The following is an 18430-nucleotide window of genomic DNA, read 5'->3' as shown; positions in this document are numbered from 1 at the left end:
TCATAATAATGCGCTTGGCTTATTGGTTTTGATGTTACTTTTTGATTGCCCACGACTTCATACTGTCAATAGACAACGGCTCGTCTGCCATAATCTGCTGCGCAAGGTGACGATTCAACGGATACAGCACGCTAAAGTGCTCGTGCCGTGCAATAAACGCACAGTGCAGCATGGGGCTTTTGTTCTTATCACACATCGGCTTTAGGTCGCGATAGTTACCGTCACGCTTGCCCTCAATAATCCACGTCGGCATGCGAATATCATTCGTCCAGTTTGCAGGCGCACGCAAATCCATTTCGCGTTGCTCATCACCAGTAAAGTCAACCTCTTGCAAAAACATCGTCTCTTGCGTAGCGCCAAAGCTAATCACTTCTTTAAACAACTCAGGATGCGTGCTGCTCGCCACCTCACTGACCAATAGCGCGAGCGTGCCGCCCGTACTGTGCCCGCCCAAATAGATACGGCTGCTATCGACATATGGCAGGGTCGCCAAATATTCTGCCGCCGCGATGACATCATCGACTTCACCATAATTCACTTCGATATTGCCCGCATTGTCATTGCCACCGCGCAAGGTGGGAAACATCATGATCACGCCAGCATCACGATATGGGCTGGCGGTTTGGTCATTTTGCCTTGAGCCTTTGCGCCAAAAGTCCGCCAGCGTGTTGGACTCACCGCCCGTTATCCAAACGATAGCAGGATGCTTGTCGCCATCGTTTGGATCGGGCGTGACAAAGGCGGCGAGCGACATGCCGTCACTGTCATAGCGCACGCTGTCAAATAGGGCTGCGGGCGGCTTGGGCAATGGCATTTGCATGGTGGGCGCAACTTGTATCGAGGTCTGATAATTGCCGCGTAGCGATGCCAAAGACGGCGCAGCAAAACAACTGCTGATGCTCACGCCTAGTAAAATCGCCATGCTGAATAAGCGTTTGTTAGAGACAACGTTATGCTTTGTTTTATATTGAACCTTCACCATTACACACAATTCCTTTATAGAATAAAAGCTATATTTATAGAATAAATTATATCTTTATTTACTTGATTAAAGTCCATTTTTTTATAAAAAAAGAATTTAAAATGTTTTTTATTATTCAATATCAAATGCTTATAAAAATAAAAACTATCTTTCCCAAAAACTGGCACACCCTTAGCAGTATATAAAGTACAGACAGAACATTTTTATAAAAAACTAAGGAGACACTATGCAGCCTATCAATCACAATATCATTCAAGACGGTGGCACCCCTATCCGCCTATGGACCAAAGGCGTGCCTGTCGACCCAAGAGCCCACGACCAGCTGATTAAAGCCTCACAGATGCCCTTTATTTATAAGTGGCTCGCGGTGATGCCTGATGTCCATGTCGGTATCGGTGCGACCATCGGTACGGTGCTGCCGACCAAAGAAGCGATTATCCCAGCAGCGGTCGGCGTGGATATCGGCTGCGGCATGATGGCGGTGCAGACCACGCTGTCCGCAGATGATTTGCCCGACAACCTGCACGGTCTGCGCACCGAGCTGGAAAAAGCCATTCCGCATGGACGCAGCAAGACACGCGGTCGCGGCTCGCGCCGTGACGTGGGCGCGTGGGCGAACCCTGATGATACCGTGATGAATGGCTGGGGTACGCTGGTCGATGATTTTAATTATCTGACCCAAAAGCATCCCAAACTAAAAAACACCAACAATCTAAAGCATTTGGGCACTCTGGGTACAGGCAATCACTTTGTTGAGGTGTGCCTTGATGAGACCAATCAGGTGTGGATTATGCTGCATTCAGGCTCACGCGGCGTGGGCAATGCCATCGGGCGCTACTTTATTGAGCTGGCGCGTGAGGACATGCGCAAATGGTTTATTAACCTGCCTGATAAAGATTTGGCGTATTTTGCTGAGGGGACTGAACATTTTGACGATTATTGGTTTGCGGTTGGCTGGGCGCAGCGCTTTGCCTTTAAAAACCGCGAAATCATGATGGAAAAAGCCATCCAAGCGCTACGCACCATCGTGCCAAAACCGTTCGATGCTGCGGTAAAAGCGGTCAACTGTCACCACAACTATGTGGCAAAAGAAGAGCACTACGGCGAGGAAGTCTTTGTCACGCGTAAAGGCGCAGTGCGCGCACGCGTCGGCGAATACGGCATCATCCCAGGGTCGATGGGCGCAAAATCCTTTATCGTCAAAGGTAAAGGCAACGAAGAATCGTTTTGCTCTTGCTCGCATGGCGCAGGTCGCGTGATGTCACGCACTGAGGCGAAAAAAGTCTTTACTATTGATGACCAAATCGCCCAAACCAAAGGCGTAGAATGTCGTAAAGACGCAAACGTGATTGACGAAATCCCAGCGGCGTACAAAAATATTGAAGACGTGATGAGCGCACAAAGTGACTTGGTGGAAGTGGTACATACCTTGCGGCAAGTGGTTTGTGTGAAGGGTTAAACCAAAATATTTAAAAAAATCAGTTAATTATATTACTTTAACCTATATTAATTAATCCAAAAAATAAGGCTAAATATGATTCCCCAGACATTTATTGAAACAGCAGGTGATATTCTAGGTAGCACCGAGAAAGGCTTATCAGGCTCTAAAATTGCTAGTTTATTTGCAGCATACGCAGTTGACTATAACACTGATATTCCTTATACAAGTTATCCCTTTACAGTATCCACACCTAATAAAAGGTATGCCTTAAAGAAAAACTTAAGCTCGTTTAACCCTAAACAACAATTTAAAATCATAAAAGAACTTTGCGAGCATCCGGAAATTAAAGACTTACCTGAAGTTAGAGATCTTAAGATCAAGCTGTTGACACGCTTTAAAGGTTTGAATACTGACATAGACACGGTCAATGAAATTTTAGTAGATGAAACTAGATTTTGGTTAGATGACTATACTAAATCCCTAGAACAATATAACTATGCTTTAGAAAAATATAAAGGAAATATATTTGAGAGAAACTTGTTAGATGACCTTCGACTATCGTTAGAGCTATTAGTAAAAGAAATACTAGGAAATTCCAAGTCTTTAGAAAATCAGCTTACTGATATTGGTACATTTATTAAGAGGAATAATGGCTCCCGAGAACTAGTAAATATGTTTGTAAAGCTAATTGATTATTTTACTAAGTATCAAAACGATTACGTCAAACATGACTCTCAAGTTATCGAAGAAGAAGTTGAGTTTATCCTTGAAATAACCTCTTCATTTATGAAACATTTCATTAGAATGAAAAATAGAATTTAAGGAAAACTAAAATGAAACTCGCAGAAGCCCTACTTATCCGCAGTGATATGCAAAAAAAGCTGGCGCAAATCAAAGGACGCATTCGCAGCAATGTAAAAGTCCAAGATGGCGATACGCCAAGCGAAGACCCCAATCAGCTATTGATGGACGCAAGCCAGCTGATTACCGAGCTGTCCGCGCTTATCGCCCGTATCCAGCGTACCAACGCGGTGGCGCTGACGGACAACAATCAATCGATGCTGGCGCTGCTCGTTGAGCGCGACACCCTTGAGATGCGCCACAAGCTATTGACCGAGTCGATAGCCGCGACCGAAACCGAGGTCGATCGCTATAGCCCGCGTGAGATTAAATGGCAAGTGATGGTCTCGGTCGGCGCATTGCAAAAGCAGGCGGACGATATTGCCATGAAGCTACGTCAGCTTAACATTGTCATTCAAGCCAACAACTGGCAAATTGACCTTGTGGACTAGGCGCTTACCTAGCTCATTAAACCTTTTTTAGCTTTGTCTGTCTGATAATGGACAGACCACCCTTTTGAAATCGACTGGGCGAGTGTCAGACCCCGCGACCCACAGCAGGGGGTTGAAAATATACTGTCGTGGCTGCTACGCGTTGTGGGCAGGCGCATTTTTTACCACTTATGCCCCGCACATGGCACTTGGCACAATGCACCATTTAGACCTTACCACCAGACACTGACAGTCGGTTTCAATCTTATTTTAAATGCGACCCGAAAAGTATTGGGAAGCATTTTATTATGCCCATTAACGACACTACCAATCAATAGTCTTACAAATCATAAAGACATTTATCATGCCAGCATCAACACGTAAAGCCCTAAAAATCAACGGCAGCACAGGCGAAGGCGGTGGACAAATCATTCGTACGGCACTGTCATTATCGATGCTCACAGGCACACCGATTGAAATCACCAATATTCGTGCTGGACGCGCCAAACCCGGATTGATGCGTCAGCATTTGATGTGTGTACAAGCGTCACAACAGATATCAAACGCTAGCGTATCGGGCGCTCATTTAGGTAGTATGGCGTTCACCTTTACGCCAAGCACCGTGCAAGCGGGCGATTATACCTTCGATATCGGCTCGGCAGGCAGTACCAGTCTGGTGTTACAGACGCTACTGCCTGCCCTACTCTTTGCCAATGCTGACTCAAGCAACAAGTCCACCGTTACCATCATAGGCGGCACGCACAATCCGTTAGCGCCAACCACCGACTTTTTGCAGCACGCCTTTGTGCCGCTACTTGCCAAGCTCGGCATGCAGGTCGAGATTGAGTGCGTGCAAGCGGGCTTTGCCCCTATCGGCGGCGGCGCGATTAAAGCAACTGTTGCGCCATTTGTGCGCCGTGCTAATGCTTCACGATTAGACCTCACGGAACGCGGTAAGCTTGTCAGCACGGAGCTGGTCGCAAGCGTGCTCAATCTAGAATACGATATCTGCCTGCGTGAGCTTGCCAGCGCCAAAGCCGCGTTGATTGAAGCGGGTATGGATGAGGCGCTTATCACAACACGCGGTAATAAATTATACGGCATTGGTGAAGGCAATACCTGCTATGCAAAAGTCACTCACGAGAGTATTAGTATCCAAAATCACAAAGAATATCACTCTGAAATATTTACATTACTAGGAGAAAAACGCAGCTCAGCAGAAAAGATAGGTGGTCGTTTGTCAGGCTTAGTAAAGCGTTATTTGTTTGACACCGATGCGCTGATTGATGAATATTTGACCGATCAGCTGCTATTACTGTTAGCCTTAGCAGGCGGCGGTGCGTTTAGCGCGCGGGTTATTAGCGAGCATAGCAAAACCCAAGCATGGCTCATTGAGCAGTTTTTACCCGTTGCGATCACGTTTGATGCTATAGAGGATGAGCAAATATTAGTCAGAATCACCTGCTAAAATTTGCCAGCATTAGTATACTGTTACCCAATGATACCGACTTGGCGATAGCATCAGTGTATGATGTACGCGACAAATTTGAACGTATTATCTATATTTACAGTGACTGTTGAGCCTCGTTATGCCTGAATCCCGTACCAATCTGAACCCTGAACCCAAAACCAGCTCGCCGTATTTTGTCGGGCTGCTGCTGCGCTATAGCACACTGGGTGCAGCCATTTGTCTATTATTAGCCGGATTGCTGCTGATGCACGGTTGGCTAATTGTGATTGGAGGTTTTGGCGTAGGACTCGGTATTTATGATCTGATTCAGTCCAAGCATTCAGTGCTAAAAAACTACCCGATAGCAGGACATATACGCTACGTACTAGAGGATTTTCGTCCTGAGATTCGTCAGTATTTGCTTGAAGATGACAAAGAGCAGGTGCCATTTTCACGCCAGCAGCGCGCGCTAGTGTATCAGCGGGCAAAGAACGTCAGCGATACCAATGCGTTTGGTACGCTAGACAATCTTTATACTCATGGTAAAGAATGGTTTTTGCAATCCGCCGTTAGCCAGCCGTTAGAAAACAAAGACTTTCGTATCACTGTTGGCGGCGAGCGTTGTAAGCAGCCGCATGATATGTCGGTATTCAACATCTCCGCGATGAGTTTTGGCAGTCTGTCCGCAAACGCCATTATGGCACTCAATCAAGGCGCAAAAATAGGCGGATTTACACATGATACGGGCGAAGGCGCGATCAGCCCTTATCATCGTAAGTTCGGTGGTGATCTGATTTGGGAGTTAGGTACAGGGTATTTTGGCTGCCGTGATGCCGAAGGCAATTTTGACCCACAGTCTTTCGCCGAAAAAGCTGTCGATCCACAAGTCAAAATGATCGAGATCAAGCTGTCGCAAGGTGCCAAACCGGGTAAAGGCGGCGTGTTGCCATCGAGCAAAATCACTCAAGAGATTGCCGATACTCGCCAAGTGCCGACGGGTCAAGACTGTATTTCGCCCGCTTCGCACACCGCGTTTAGTACACCGCGTGAGCTTGTCGCCTTTTGGCAGCAGCTACGCGAATTATCTGGTGGCAAGCCTGTTGGCTTCAAGCTATGCGTGGGTCAGCCTTGGCAGTTTATGGCGATTGTCAAAGCCATGATCGAGACGGACAACTATCCTGATTTTATTGTTATTGATGGTGCCGAAGGCGGTACAGGTGCGGCGCCTGTTGAGTTTATGGACAATGTCGGCATGCCGATGGTCGAAGGGTTTTTGCTTGTTCACAATACTTTGGTCGGTGCAGGCATTCGTGACAAGATCAGACTTGGCGTCAGTGGCAAGATTGTCTCAGGGTTTGATATTGCACGGATGATTGCGCTAGGTGCCGATTGGTGTAACTCGGCGCGTGGCTTTATGTTTGCGGTTGGTTGTATTCAGTCGCGCTCTTGCCATACCAATACGTGCCCAACGGGCGTCGCTACCCAAGACCCTTACCGTCAAAAGGCGCTCGATGTCCCTAGCAAAGCAGAGCGTGTGGCAAGCTTCCATAAAAACACACTCAAATCATTGGCCAGTATCGTCGGCGCGGTGGGCTTACAGCATCCGAGTCAGCTACAACCTTATCATATCGCCCGCCGTCTAGATGACGGGCAGATTAAGCTACTGTCTAAGTTTTTCTACTTTACGGATAAGGGCGCATTACTTGATAATAGCGCGCGTGCGGATATTTTCAATCAAATGTGGGTGATGGCCAATCCTGATAGTTTCTTAGCCAATAATGATGCGCTCATTGCTTATAACAAAGACTCTCGTGATAAAGGTAAAGAGACTGGCGCACCAACCGAACATCGCGCTGGATACAGCTCCCCCTACAGCACCGATCATACGATCACAACCGATGGCGGGCAGCTCATCGGCAATGTGAATAACACCTTCCGTGACTATCCGCCCAGTAGCGACTAAAAGCGAGTACCCAAGATTTATATATGAATCAGTAGCAAACCACAAATACCACTATGTTAAAAGACGTGTGATTGATGCCAACCTCCATTTTGACCTTATTGTTATCATTGATAGTGCTTGCGCTTGGCCTTAGCGCTTGCCAGCAGACCAATACTGAGACTGTCAATAGCGACACAGACAACTGGTCATGTCAGACAAAAGACTCGCCATTTACTTATAGCGTGTGCCGCGTGGATGCAAGTGGATTAACAAGCGATCGTTATTCACTGCAGCTGTTTTGGCAAGCCTCTAATGACCAATCACTACTAACCTTTGATACGTTGCTATCTACTTTACCAAAGACTGAAACTCTAAACTTTGCCATGAATGCAGGAATGTACAACGAAAACTATGCACCAATTGGTTACACCGTCATCAAAGGCAAAGAAGTCAAATCGCTCAATCTAAAAGAAGGTGGTGGCAATTTTCATTTATTACCCAATGGCGTTATGTGGTGGGACAAAACTGGTCACGTACAAATCACCGAAAGCCACGCTTTAGATGAACAGATAAACAATGGCAACGCACAGCCTTGGTATGCGACGCAATCTGGTCCTATGCTAGTCATCAATGATGAGATACATCCCGAGTTCAATCCTGATAGTACCTCCATCAAACTGCGTAATGGTGCAGGCATTTGTGACGATGGCAGCATACAATTCGTCAATACAGATGAGCCTGTGACGTTTTATCAGTTTGCGACTCTATTCAAAGACGAGTTAGATTGTCCAAATGCGCTGTTTTTGGATGGCGGCATTGCCTCAGCACTGTATGCACCCAGTATCGATAAGCAAGACAAAAAAGAGATGGGCGTAATGATTGGACTGGTTGAAAACAAAAGCTAGCATCTATCGTCACCATAGCATTTGTCACTAATATGCCTTCTCAAAATTGGCACTACTTAACATAAAAAAGCATTTAAATTAACATAAAAAAGCACTTAAAACGATCACATCGTCTTAAGTGCTTTTTTCATATTACTCGTCCAATGTAGACTAATACTACCGCGCCATGTACTGGGTCATTTCCTCAACACCATGCAAGGTCATCGGATACATCTTATCTTCGAATAGCTTTTTGATCTCAACGATGGTTTGCGTGTACTGCCAATAGCTTGGGGTTTCAGGATTGAGCCACGCCACTTTATCAAAATGATCAAGTACACGCCTTAGCCATACAATACCGGCTTCATTGTTCATATACTCGACACTACCGCCCACGGTCATCAGCTCATAGGGCGACATCGATGCATCACCGACGAAGATGACGCGATACTCGCGCCCATATTTATTGAGTAGCTCAAACGTTGGCATCAGTGCGCTATGGCGACGATTATTGTCTTTCCATACATAGTCATATAGGCAGTTATGAAAATAAAAGAACTCTAATGTTTTAAATTCATTCTTTGCCGCAGAGAACAATTTCTCAAGTGCTTCAACATGGATATCCATACTACCGCCTACGTCAAATAGCATTAATACTTTGACACGGTTGCGGCGCTCGGCTTGCATATGTATGTCAAGCACGCCCTTTTTGGCAGTACGTTTAATGGTCTCATGAATATCGAGCTCGTCAGCGCTGCCTGTGCGCGCAAACTGACGTAGGTTGCGTAGTGCCATTTGGATTTGGCGGGTACCAAGTTGATTATCATCATCAAGATTGCGATATTTACGCTGCTCCCAGACTTTCGCCGCGCTACGTTTACGCGATTCACCGCCGACGCGCACCCCTTCTGGATGGTCGCCATAAGCACCAAATGGCGAGGTGCCACCTGTCCCCACCCATTTACTACCACCTTGGTGACGCTCTTTTTGCTCTTGTAACCGCTCCTCTAACGCTTTCATCAGCTCCTCAAGCGAGCCGTATTTTTTGAGCAGGCGTCTTTGCTCTTCGGTTAAGTTTTTTGGATCGAGCTTTAGATCGAGCCATTCTTTAGGCACATCGGTCAGCTTAGCCAACAGCGCATCCATATCAAGGCTATCCACCCCTTCAAAATAGTCTGCCATTGCCCGATCAAATTTATCAAAATGGCGCTCGTCTTTGACCATGCACAGCCGAATCAGCCGATACATATCCTCACGGCTCGCAAAAGTCGCCAGTGCTGGATCTTCAGGATGCGGCTGCATCATCAGGCCCTTATCTAACGCGGCATTAAGATCAAGCAGCTCACGCGTACTGACTGGTACGCCGTAAGTCCGCAAGGTATAGAATAGTTTTATGAACATAAGAGACGCACCACTGATTGACGTAAAACAAAAAAAGCACTGAACACTTAGACGCGCTTAACGACGCATCATATTGGCAAAACGCTGTAGTAAATTCACATCGGCTTCGTTTTTCAGCAATGCACCGTATAATGGCGGAATGGATTTTTCGCCGCGTAAGTTTTCTTCTAACTCATCCTGCGCCATGTCATCAGCGAGCAATAACGTCAACCAATCGACCAATTCAGACGTTGATGGTGGTTTTTTAAGGCCTTGGATATTGCGCAGCTTGTAGAATATATCCAACGCGTCGTTGATCAATTTTTCCTGAATATCGGGGAAATGCACCTCTATGATTTGGCGCATGGTTTGCTCTTCTGGAAAGTCGATGTAATGGAAGAAGCAACGACGCAAAAACGCATCGGGCAGCTCTTTTTCATTGTTTGATGTAATGATTACTACTGGACGCTGCGCGGCGGTAATGGTCTCGCCCGTCTCATACACATAAAACGACATCTTATCGAGCTCATGCAGCAAGTCATTAGGGAACTCGATATCGGCTTTATCGATCTCATCGATTAGTAGTACGCTGCGCTCGGTGCTAGTGAAGGCATCCCACAGCTTGCCCGGCTTGATGTAATTGCCAATCTCATAAACCTTGTCATCACCCAACTGCGAGTCACGTAGGCGCGATACCGCATCGTACTCGTATAAACCCTGCTCGGCTTTAGTCGTCGACTTGATGTGCCACGTAATCAGTGGCATCCCTAGACTCTCAGCAACCTCTTCGGCAAGTAAGGTTTTGCCCGTACCAGGTTCACCTTTGATAAGGAGCGGCTTTTGTAATGTCATGGCCGCATTCACTGCCAGTTGTAAATCGTCTGTGGCGATATAATTTTGAGTGCCGGTAAAGGTTTGCTTGTTCATAATCAGGTCTCGATTGTTGTTATAGATAAATTGTTATGAATATATGGTTATAAATAAGTAGAACTAAAAATTTGATAATGAATAAAAGATAAATTAGATTAGCACAGCCTGAGGCATTGCCAAAATACTCATGCGTTCGCCTTTGTGAGCAATGGTTGGGTGCCTCTCATAATTCTCAATAATTCATAAGGTTGCCAGACGATTTGGCATAAAAAAAGACACGCATGGGTGTCTTTTTTTATCATTACTCGATTACTTTACTGGCTCGCCTGCTTATTTATTACACCGTACAAACAGACTTCAGCGTTTTAGCGATTGTCAGCATCAGTATTCTTAGACAAGCCATTCTGTTTTTTTAAGTCAACATGACTTTTAGTATTACTGCTCTCAGGCTTAGCGGCTAGGGCCGTATCATCAGACTGCTCAGTCAACGTAGAACCTTCTGCCAAATAACTGCCGGTCGTCAGTTGCATTGTCGCTTGCGTATCCTCTGCCGTACGGCTGCGGGCTTTGTCCAAGCTCGATGCGAATGCGCCGCGTATCAGCTGCCACATAAAACCGATAAACAAACCGATGACCAGTACCACCAATATTGGCAGCATATTGGCAATCGCGCCTGCAAAGTCCTTCATCATAACAGCGTAGACGACGCTGATACTGGCTGGTGCAATTTCACTAGAGTCACCAAGCGCTGTGCCGGGTGCCAATAACACTGCAAACAGTATCATCCAACTCATACCGCCCAGTGGTTTTGGCAATATGCGAGCGACTAGCAACCATAACACCAATACCAAAATGGAACCACCAAGATACGCATACATTGGCAAATCGGCGGGCGGTACATCTTTCACCATTTGGCCCCACCAAATAGCAATCTCACCGAGAATGTCACTAATAGATTCTAATGGTAAGCTGTGCAAAATATTTTTTAACCAATCCATACGTGTTTCACTACCTGCGTTTATCACCGTTGACACGTTATGTGCCTAGCAGTGTATGGTGCGTTCTGTCGTACCAAAATAAGATCAAATACAGTATCGATGCACACATCATGTGCGTTTCTATCTGTATTTTTTTATGTGGATGTCATGGGGTGTCAGTTTATCACGACTTTCTACCCAAATGCATGTGACCAAATGTGTCATGAGTGTTTTGTCCATGGCATTGTAAAGACCATTCTCTCAATCATCTTGCCACAACCGTCTTATCAATAAGCGTACCAATCGTCAATGTTATCTAGTGGTAAAATGTATCTAGTCGTAGATATTGTCCTGCGCTTCACGAGCGCGTAGCTCTGCTTGGCGGCGCATGACATCTTGCGGTGGCATCTGCACAAAATAACCTTGGGACGCTAGCTTTGCCAGTACTTCTTCTTTATCAACACGCGCCAGAGTGGGCGTCGCCGCCAAATCAAGATGCATGACAAACTGGCTACGGCCCAACCCTGCACGAAAGTCCTTTGGCAGTACGCCAAGCCAATCTTTGATCTCATCGGTATCATCAGGATATTCAGGGCGCGCAATATATACATACATGTCGTCATGTTTGGGAAATTTATAAATATCGCAATGCATAAAAACCACCTATCAGAAACTATGGTCGTAGGTTAGCATATTTCAGGCAAACACCAGTAGTCGCTTTGCGTGTTGCTATGGTAATTTTTGCGCCCATACATCATTTTATTGATTCTCAAAACGGCTGATAGAGATAAAAAACACTATCTTGCTAAGCGTCTTTGGTGAGCAAATGTCCTAATGAGCACACATTTTTGCCAAATTTATTTGTTTTAATGGCGGTGATGACTTGTAAAAGCGCTTTGAACCTTTCATAATAAAAGCGTTTTTCAGGAGAGAGTCTGTCGGCACAGATTTTGTATCAAACCCTATTGGTGATACAAACTGACAACTGCCATACGACCACCGAAGGCGCATCCACCCTGCCAATCGCTCAGGTAAAAGGACTGAAAAACACATGTCACTGTTGTTTGGTAGTGTTTGCTAGCATCACGCTCATAGCGCACTACTTTATCAAACGTCAGACATAACAAATCTGGAGAGTGGTAAGAACGGACGACGTCTTACCCACCGAAGGGGAGAAAATACGCAATCATTCATTGGAGCTTTATATAATTGCTCACAAATGAGGCGTGTTGAAAATCTCAGGTCACAGGACAGATAGGGCTTTAGCTTAAACCGACGTTCAGCGTCTGTTTGGCCTACGTCTTTATCTTTGCTTTCTGTGTCACCCTTTGATGTAATATTGCGCCTTGCAATATTGCTTCTCGCTACTTTTACGTTGCACACCACTCTACTCTATCGAGTACGACTGATGTACACATAAGGATTTGTTATGACTGATACCCACTCTCAAGACTCTAGCAACACCCAAACCCCTAAGCGCACCCCTTTTTACCAGTCTCATCTTGATAGTGAGGGCAAATTGGTCGATTTTTCTGGTTGGGAATTGCCAATTCATTACGGTTCACAAATCGAAGAGCACGACGCGGTACGGACAGATGCCGGTATGTTTGATGTCTCACATATGGTTGTCACAGATATCAAAGGCGCAGATACTAAAGCATGGCTCCAAAAACTACTCGCAAATGATGTCAACAAACTCACTACCGCTGGTAAAGCGCTGTACTCTGGCATGCTCAATGAGCAAGGCGGCGTCATCGATGATTTGATCGTCTATCTGATGAATGCAGAGGAAACTGAGTACCGTATCGTCTCCAATGCAGCCACTCGTGACAAAGACTTAGCACAGTTTAATAAAGTCGCTGAAGGCTTTGATATTGCGATTACCGAGCGTCCTGAGCTTGCCATGCTCGCCGTTCAAGGGCCAAATGCTATTGAGAAACTGGCTCAAGCCAAACCAAACTGGGCAGATACCTTAGCTGGGCTAAAACCTTTCGTTGGCGCTGACTTGACCGATATCGAAGGCACCGATTGGTTTGTGGCTCGTACTGGCTATACTGGTGAAGATGGCGTCGAAGTCATTATGCATGCCGATGATGCCCCTGCTTTTTTTGAGCAGCTAAAAACAAATGGCATCAAACCTGCCGGTCTTGGCGCACGTGATACCTTGCGTATGGAAGCGGGCATGAACCTATATGGCCATGACATGGATGAGAATGTTAGCCCTTATGAGTGCAATATGGGCTGGACGCTTGCACTAAAAGACGATCGCGCCTTTGTCGGTCGTGACGCTTTGGTCAGCAAACGCAAGCAGGCAAAAGAAGACAACACCGCTATGAAGCAAGTAGGTCTGCTATTGACCACGCGCGGCGTATTGCGTGAAGGCATGACAGTGACTATCAATCAGGGCACTAACAATGAGCAAACTGGCCTTATCACCAGCGGTACATTCTCCCCTAGCCTAAAAAACTCCATTGCGATTGCTCGCGTGCCTGCCAGCTTATCAGAAGATGATCACGTACAGGTCGATCTACGCGGCAAAGGTAAATTCGTCGATGTACGCGTATTAAAGCTGCCTTTTGTCCGTAACGGCAAGCAACAGTTTGACTCGTAGGTCTTATAAATCTTATTATTAGAGCGCATTGTCGTTTTAGACATAATGATAAAAACGACGACACGCCCAGCCTCCATTATTTTTGTTAATTAACCTCTATCATTTAGGAGAGAGACCATGAGCAACATCCCAGCAGAGCTAAAATATATTGCAAGTCACGAGTGGCTGCGCCTAGAAGACGACGGTACGATCACTGTTGGTATCACTGACCATGCTCAAGACCTATTGGGTGATGTGGTGTTTGTTGAGCTACCAGAAGTGGGCGATATTATCGCTGTTGACGACGAAATCTCAGTTGTTGAATCAGTAAAAGCCGCCTCTGACGTATACGCGCCTATCTCAGGCGAAGTCATCGCTATCAACGAAGCACTAGAAGATGATCCTGAAATCATCAACTCTGACCCATATGGTGAAGGCTGGTTCTTTAAAGTGAAGCCTGACAACATCGCTGACTATGAAGCACTGATGACCGCTGACGAGTACGAAAGCGAATTATAATAACCACCTCTGTATAGCAGAAAGACAGTAGCCAAACCAAAATAGCAGCCAAACTTGTAGATACTGGCAAAAGCGGGTATCTACATCTCCTATTTGATACCCCTTTCTTATCAGCAAGGTTGATTCATAGATGACGCCTTTGATAACAAAGCAGCTTTATATATAGACCACCAAAAACCATTATCGTCCGATGTTATTGCTCTCAAGCGTTATCTCATTGACTCGTATTGATCACCTCTTCGAATTCCAATGAATACGTGCTATCAATAACGACGCAAACTGATAACCCAATTCTCAGCATGGATCCTAATATGAATACCAACACCGATAATAAAGACCCCATCGCCACACCAAACCATACACCGCAGCTACAAGCCTTTCGCGATATCGTAGAATCACGCCGTTCCGTGCGCCGTTTTACTGACACGCCCATCCCTGACGACGTACTGGCAGACTGTCTGCGTTTGGCCATGCTAGCACCAAACTCTAGCAACCTACAGCCGTGGGAGTTTTATGTTATCGATGATGCTGATAATCGCAAACGCGCCATCAAAAACTGTATGAACCAAAACGCGGCAAAAACATCGGCGCGCTTAATCGCTATCGTTGCTCGCACCGACATCTGGCATGAGCATGCTCAGCAAATATTGCGCGAATACCCTGATCAGCCAGTCCCTAAGAAAGTGAAAGACTACTACAACAAAGTCGTCACGCTGGACTTTTTGCGCGGTCCTGCCAATGTGATATCCGCTGCCAAATGGGGCGCCACGCAAGTGGTCAGACGCGTCAAAGGCCCTCTCAAATCGCCTTACTATACCTTTGAGGATACCAAAAACTGGGCAACCAATAACACCGCGCTTGCTGCCGAAAACCTAATGTTGGCACTACGTGCTCATGGTTTTGATAGCTGTCCTATGGGCGGCTTTGATGAGCCTGCCATGAAAGCGTTGCTCAATCTTAGCGACGACCATCATATCGTTATGATGATTGGCGCAGGCGAGCGTGCTGACAATGGCGTTTACAACACCCAATTCCGCTTTGACCAAAAACAGTTTGTGCATTACGTATAACGTACCGCTCACAGTGTTTCCTTAACTGCTCACAATGTTTTCTTAATTGCTATTTTGTTTATTACTCCCTTAACCAAGGATTGTCATGACTATCTCTCAAAACCCATCGTTTGATACCTTTCAAGGATTGTTCAACGAAGCTGAATTTGTCTATCGCCACTTAGGTTCGAACGAAACCAAGCAAGCTGACCTACTCAGCGCTGTTGGTTATAAAGATATGCAAAGCTTTATCAATGACACTGTGCCTGAGCCGGTACGTTTGCACAAAGAATTGGATTTGCCAGTGGCAATGAGTGAGCATGCGGCACTTGCCAAACTACGCACGATGGCAGATGACATCACCGTCAATAAGAGCTATATCGGTCAAGGCTACTCTCCGGTTCGTATGCCTGCCGTCATTCAGCGTAACGTCCTTGAAAATCCAGGCTGGTATACCGCTTATACCCCTTACCAAGCAGAAATCGCTCAAGGTCGTTTGGAGGCATTGCTGAACTTCCAACAAGTTTGTATCGATTTGACTGGTCTTGAATTAGCTGGTGCGTCACTGCTTGATGAAGCAACGGCAGCAGCAGAAGCCATGGCGATGTCAAAGCGTGTAAGTAAAAGCAAGTCAACGCAGTACTTCGTCGATGAGCGCGTCTATCCACAAACGCTAGATGTCATCAATACTCGTGCGAAATACTTTGGTTGGGACGTGGTCGTGGGTGATTTTGAAACGGCCAAATCAGGCGACTATTTCGGTGCGCTATTCCAGTATGTTGGCGTAGAAGGCGACGTTAAAGACTTAACAGACGTCATCGCGGCCGTAAAAGAAAACAAGACTTACGTCAGTGTCGTCAGTGATATCATGAGCTTGGTGTTATTAAAATCACCAGCCGATATGGGTGCGGACGTAGCACTAGGTAGCACACAGCGTTTCGGTATTCCAATGGGCTTTGGTGGCCCACATGCTGCTTACTTTGCATTCTCTGATAAAGCAAAACGCTCAGCACCTGGTCGTATCATTGGCGTATCTAAAGACGCACAAGGCAATACCGCATTACGTATGGCGCTACAGACGCGTGAGCAGCATATCCGCCGCGAAAAAGCCAACTCAAACATCTGTACTTCGCAGGTATTGCTCGCCAATCTCGCTGGTATGTATGCCGTCTATCATGGCCCAAGTGGCGTGAAGCGTATTGCGACTCGTATCCATGCGTTTGCCACCGCCTTTGCTGATGCCATCACAGCAGCGAATGACAGCAGCTTAAGCGTGGTACACGATCAATTCTTCGATACAGTCGTGGTTGATTGCGGCTCAGAGAAGCTAGCTACGCAAATCTTTAAAAATGCAGACAACGTTGGCTACAACTTATGGCGTCTAAGCGACACCAAATTGAGCGTTGCCTTTAGTGAAACCAGTGATCAGCAAGATTTTGGCGTATTGACTCAGTTATTCGTCAACAAGTCACACGATCTACCTGAAACCGCTCGCATCTCACTTGACAGCGCACACCTGCGTACGGATGACATCTTGACTCATCCAGTATTCAACTCGCATCATACCGAGCATGAAATGCTACGCTACCTAAAGTCGCTTGAAGACAAAGATCTAGCGATGAACCGCAGCATGATTTCACTAGGCAGCTGCACCATGAAGTTGAATGCCACCAGTGAGATGCTACCGATTACTTGGCCTGAGTTTGCCAATGTGCATCCATTCGCACCGCGTGACCAAGTCACAGGCTATATTGCGATGATCGATAGCTTACAAGATCAATTAAAAGCCATCACTGGTTTTGATGATGTCTCTATGCAGCCAAACTCTGGCGCTTCTGGTGAATATGCTGGTCTGCTCGCGATTCGCCGTTATCATGAGTCATTGGGCGAAACCGATCGCGATGTGTGCCTCATTCCAATGTCAGCGCACGGTACCAACCCTGCTACTGCCATGATGATGGGTATGAAAGTCGTCGTGGTCAAAACCGATGAAAACGGCAACGTTGATATTGAGGATTTAACCGCCAAGTGTGAAGAGCACAGCGAGCGTTTGGGCGCTTTAATGATCACGTACCCATCGACTCATGGCGTGTTTGAAGAAGGCATCCGTCATATCTGTGATTTGACTCACAAGCACGGTGGTCAGGTCTATATGGATGGCGCCAACATGAATGCTCAGGTAGGCATGATGCAGCCTGCAGACGTTGGTGCTGATGTACTACATATGAACCTGCACAAAACCTTCTGTATCCCGCATGGCGGCGGCGGTCCAGGTATGGGTCCTATCGGTATGAAGGCGCATTTGGCACCATTCATGGCAAACCATACGCTAAGCCCTGTGCATAACGCGCAAAAAGACTGCTCAGCGGTATCGGCTGCGCCTTATGGTTCAGCGAGCATCTTACCTATCTCATGGATGTATATCACTATGATGGGCCGCGATGGCCTACTAAAAGCAACCGAGCTTGCCCTGCTAAACGCTAACTATGTAGCCGCCCAGCTAAAAGACCACTACCCTGTATTATATACAGGTAAAAACGGCCGCGTGGCTCACGAATGTATCATCGATATTCGTCCGTTAAAAGAAGAGACTGGCATCACTGAAAGCGATATTGCTAAGCGCTTGATGGATTACGGTTTTCACTCACCAACGATGAGCTTCCCAGTCGCAGGCACACTGATGATTGAGCCCACAGAGTCTGAGTCTGTCGAGGAGTTGGATCGTTTTATCAGTGCGCTGAAATCTATCAAAGCTGAAGCGATGAAAGCAAAAGCGGGCGAAGACAACTGGACGCTAGAAGACAACCCATTGGTCAATGCACCGCATACGGCTGCTATGATTACTAATGAAGAATGGACGCATCCATACAGCCGTGAGACTGCTGCGTTCCCACTGCCTTACATCCGTGCAAACAAGTTCTGGCCAAGTGTGGCACGCGTCGATGATGCGTACGGTGACAAGAACCTTATGTGTTCTTGCCCAAGTATCGAAAACTATATGTAATGATCATTTTCGATAACTGCTCGTTTATTTTATAAAAAACCGCCAAATCAGTCGCTGATTTGGCGGTTTTG

The 18430-nt window shown here is 46.4% G+C and carries 15 protein-coding genes and 2 riboswitches; of the genes, 10 read left to right on the top strand and 5 right to left on the bottom strand.

Annotated features, from left to right (window positions below):
• Positions 1-34: 34 nt before the first annotated feature.
• On the bottom strand, positions 35-922 hold the full coding sequence (locus tag GYK50_RS04950) for an alpha/beta hydrolase family protein (protein WP_167669370.1): 888 nt from the start codon (positions 920-922) through the stop codon (positions 35-37).
• Between the two features lie 286 nt (positions 923-1208).
• Here GYK50_RS04950 and GYK50_RS04945 point away from each other — a divergent pair, with 286 nt between their 5' ends.
• The 6 genes from GYK50_RS04945 to GYK50_RS04920 all read left to right on the top strand — a co-directional run bounded on the left by GYK50_RS04945 (position 1209) and on the right by GYK50_RS04920 (position 7991).
• Entirely contained in the window at positions 1209-2441 is a 1233-nt protein-coding gene (locus tag GYK50_RS04945) for an RtcB family protein (protein ID WP_212564372.1), read from the top strand.
• Between the two features lie 75 nt (positions 2442-2516).
• Entirely contained in the window at positions 2517-3245 is a 729-nt protein-coding gene (locus tag GYK50_RS04940) for a hypothetical protein (protein ID WP_071001871.1), read from the top strand.
• A gap of 11 nt (positions 3246-3256) precedes the next feature.
• Positions 3257-3715 (top strand): DIP1984 family protein, encoded by a 459-nt coding sequence (locus tag GYK50_RS04935; protein ID WP_071001872.1) that lies wholly within the window; start codon positions 3257-3259, stop codon positions 3713-3715.
• A 343-nt stretch (positions 3716-4058) separates the two neighbouring features.
• Positions 4059-5162 carry an RNA 3'-terminal phosphate cyclase gene (gene rtcA / locus GYK50_RS04930; protein ID WP_212564371.1) on the top strand — a complete coding sequence of 368 codons (1104 nt, stop codon included), beginning with the start codon at positions 4059-4061 and terminating at the stop codon, positions 5160-5162.
• Positions 5163-5283: 121 nt separating this feature from the next.
• Positions 5284-7107: an FMN-binding glutamate synthase family protein gene (locus GYK50_RS04925; RefSeq protein ID WP_093068160.1), complete on the top strand. Its 1824-nt coding sequence runs from the start codon at positions 5284-5286 to the stop codon at positions 7105-7107.
• 74 nt (positions 7108-7181) lie between these two features.
• Positions 7182-7991: a phosphodiester glycosidase family protein gene (locus GYK50_RS04920; protein ID WP_071001875.1), complete on the top strand. Its 810-nt coding sequence runs from the start codon at positions 7182-7184 to the stop codon at positions 7989-7991.
• 156 nt (positions 7992-8147) lie between these two features.
• Here the strand turns inward: GYK50_RS04920 and GYK50_RS04915 are convergent, their stop codons facing one another.
• The 4 genes from GYK50_RS04915 to GYK50_RS04900 all read right to left on the bottom strand — a co-directional run bounded on the left by GYK50_RS04915 (position 8148) and on the right by GYK50_RS04900 (position 11851).
• Positions 8148-9371 carry a vWA domain-containing protein gene (locus GYK50_RS04915; RefSeq protein ID WP_071001876.1) on the bottom strand — a complete coding sequence of 408 codons (1224 nt, stop codon included), beginning with the start codon at positions 9369-9371 and terminating at the stop codon, positions 8148-8150.
• A gap of 57 nt (positions 9372-9428) precedes the next feature.
• On the bottom strand, positions 9429-10277 hold the full coding sequence (locus GYK50_RS04910; RefSeq protein WP_420070476.1) for an AAA family ATPase: 849 nt from the start codon (positions 10275-10277) through the stop codon (positions 9429-9431).
• 308 nt (positions 10278-10585) lie between these two features.
• Entirely contained in the window at positions 10586-11254 is a 669-nt protein-coding gene (locus GYK50_RS04905; protein ID WP_227674256.1) for a hypothetical protein, read from the bottom strand.
• Positions 11255-11530: 276 nt separating this feature from the next.
• Positions 11531-11851 carry a YcgL domain-containing protein gene (locus GYK50_RS04900; protein ID WP_071001878.1) on the bottom strand — a complete coding sequence of 107 codons (321 nt, stop codon included), beginning with the start codon at positions 11849-11851 and terminating at the stop codon, positions 11531-11533.
• A 260-nt stretch (positions 11852-12111) separates the two neighbouring features.
• Positions 12112-12250, top strand: a riboswitch (glycine riboswitch).
• A gap of 66 nt (positions 12251-12316) precedes the next feature.
• A riboswitch (glycine riboswitch) is annotated at positions 12317-12461 on the top strand.
• A gap of 165 nt (positions 12462-12626) precedes the next feature.
• On the opposite strand from GYK50_RS04900, the gene gcvT reads away from it, so the two are divergent.
• The 4 genes from gcvT to gcvP all read left to right on the top strand — a co-directional run bounded on the left by gcvT (position 12627) and on the right by gcvP (position 18359).
• Positions 12627-13808, top strand: a complete 1182-nt coding sequence (gcvT, locus tag GYK50_RS04895; protein ID WP_071001879.1) for a glycine cleavage system aminomethyltransferase GcvT — start codon at positions 12627-12629, stop codon at positions 13806-13808.
• Between the two features lie 117 nt (positions 13809-13925).
• Positions 13926-14306 carry a glycine cleavage system protein GcvH gene (gcvH, locus tag GYK50_RS04890; protein WP_071001880.1) on the top strand — a complete coding sequence of 127 codons (381 nt, stop codon included), beginning with the start codon at positions 13926-13928 and terminating at the stop codon, positions 14304-14306.
• 311 nt (positions 14307-14617) lie between these two features.
• A complete protein-coding gene (locus tag GYK50_RS04885) occupies positions 14618-15376 on the top strand; it encodes a nitroreductase family protein (protein WP_212564370.1) in 759 nt (252 codons plus the stop codon).
• Between the two features lie 85 nt (positions 15377-15461).
• Positions 15462-18359, top strand: coding sequence for an aminomethyl-transferring glycine dehydrogenase (gene gcvP, locus GYK50_RS04880; RefSeq protein ID WP_093068138.1), 2898 nt, complete (start codon positions 15462-15464; stop codon positions 18357-18359).
• The last annotated feature ends 71 nt before the right edge of the window (positions 18360-18430 follow it).

It is taken from the genome of Psychrobacter pacificensis, from assembly GCF_018336615.1.
Classification (GTDB): Bacteria; Pseudomonadota; Gammaproteobacteria; order Pseudomonadales; family Moraxellaceae; genus Psychrobacter; species Psychrobacter pacificensis.
This window is presented reverse-complemented; position numbering and strand designations above follow the sequence as displayed.

Coding starts and splice junctions, on each gene's coding strand:
- GYK50_RS04950 (WP_167669370.1), bottom strand. CDS start 922: ATGGCGATTTTACTAGGCGTGAGCATCAGCAGTTGTTTTGCTGCGCCG.
- GYK50_RS04945 (WP_212564372.1), top strand. CDS start 1,209: ATGCAGCCTATCAATCACAATATCATTCAAGACGGTGGCACCCCTATC.
- GYK50_RS04940 (WP_071001871.1), top strand. CDS start 2,517: ATGATTCCCCAGACATTTATTGAAACAGCAGGTGATATTCTAGGTAGC.
- GYK50_RS04935 (WP_071001872.1), top strand. CDS start 3,257: ATGAAACTCGCAGAAGCCCTACTTATCCGCAGTGATATGCAAAAAAAG.
- rtcA (WP_212564371.1), top strand. CDS start 4,059: ATGCCAGCATCAACACGTAAAGCCCTAAAAATCAACGGCAGCACAGGC.
- GYK50_RS04925 (WP_093068160.1), top strand. CDS start 5,284: ATGCCTGAATCCCGTACCAATCTGAACCCTGAACCCAAAACCAGCTCG.
- GYK50_RS04920 (WP_071001875.1), top strand. CDS start 7,182: ATGCCAACCTCCATTTTGACCTTATTGTTATCATTGATAGTGCTTGCG.
- GYK50_RS04915 (WP_071001876.1), bottom strand. CDS start 9,371: ATGTTCATAAAACTATTCTATACCTTGCGGACTTACGGCGTACCAGTC.
- GYK50_RS04910 (WP_420070476.1), bottom strand. CDS start 10,277: ATGAACAAGCAAACCTTTACCGGCACTCAAAATTATATCGCCACAGAC.
- GYK50_RS04900 (WP_071001878.1), bottom strand. CDS start 11,851: ATGCATTGCGATATTTATAAATTTCCCAAACATGACGACATGTATGTA.
- gcvT (WP_071001879.1), top strand. CDS start 12,627: ATGACTGATACCCACTCTCAAGACTCTAGCAACACCCAAACCCCTAAG.
- gcvH (WP_071001880.1), top strand. CDS start 13,926: ATGAGCAACATCCCAGCAGAGCTAAAATATATTGCAAGTCACGAGTGG.
- GYK50_RS04885 (WP_212564370.1), top strand. CDS start 14,618: ATGAATACCAACACCGATAATAAAGACCCCATCGCCACACCAAACCAT.
- gcvP (WP_093068138.1), top strand. CDS start 15,462: ATGACTATCTCTCAAAACCCATCGTTTGATACCTTTCAAGGATTGTTC.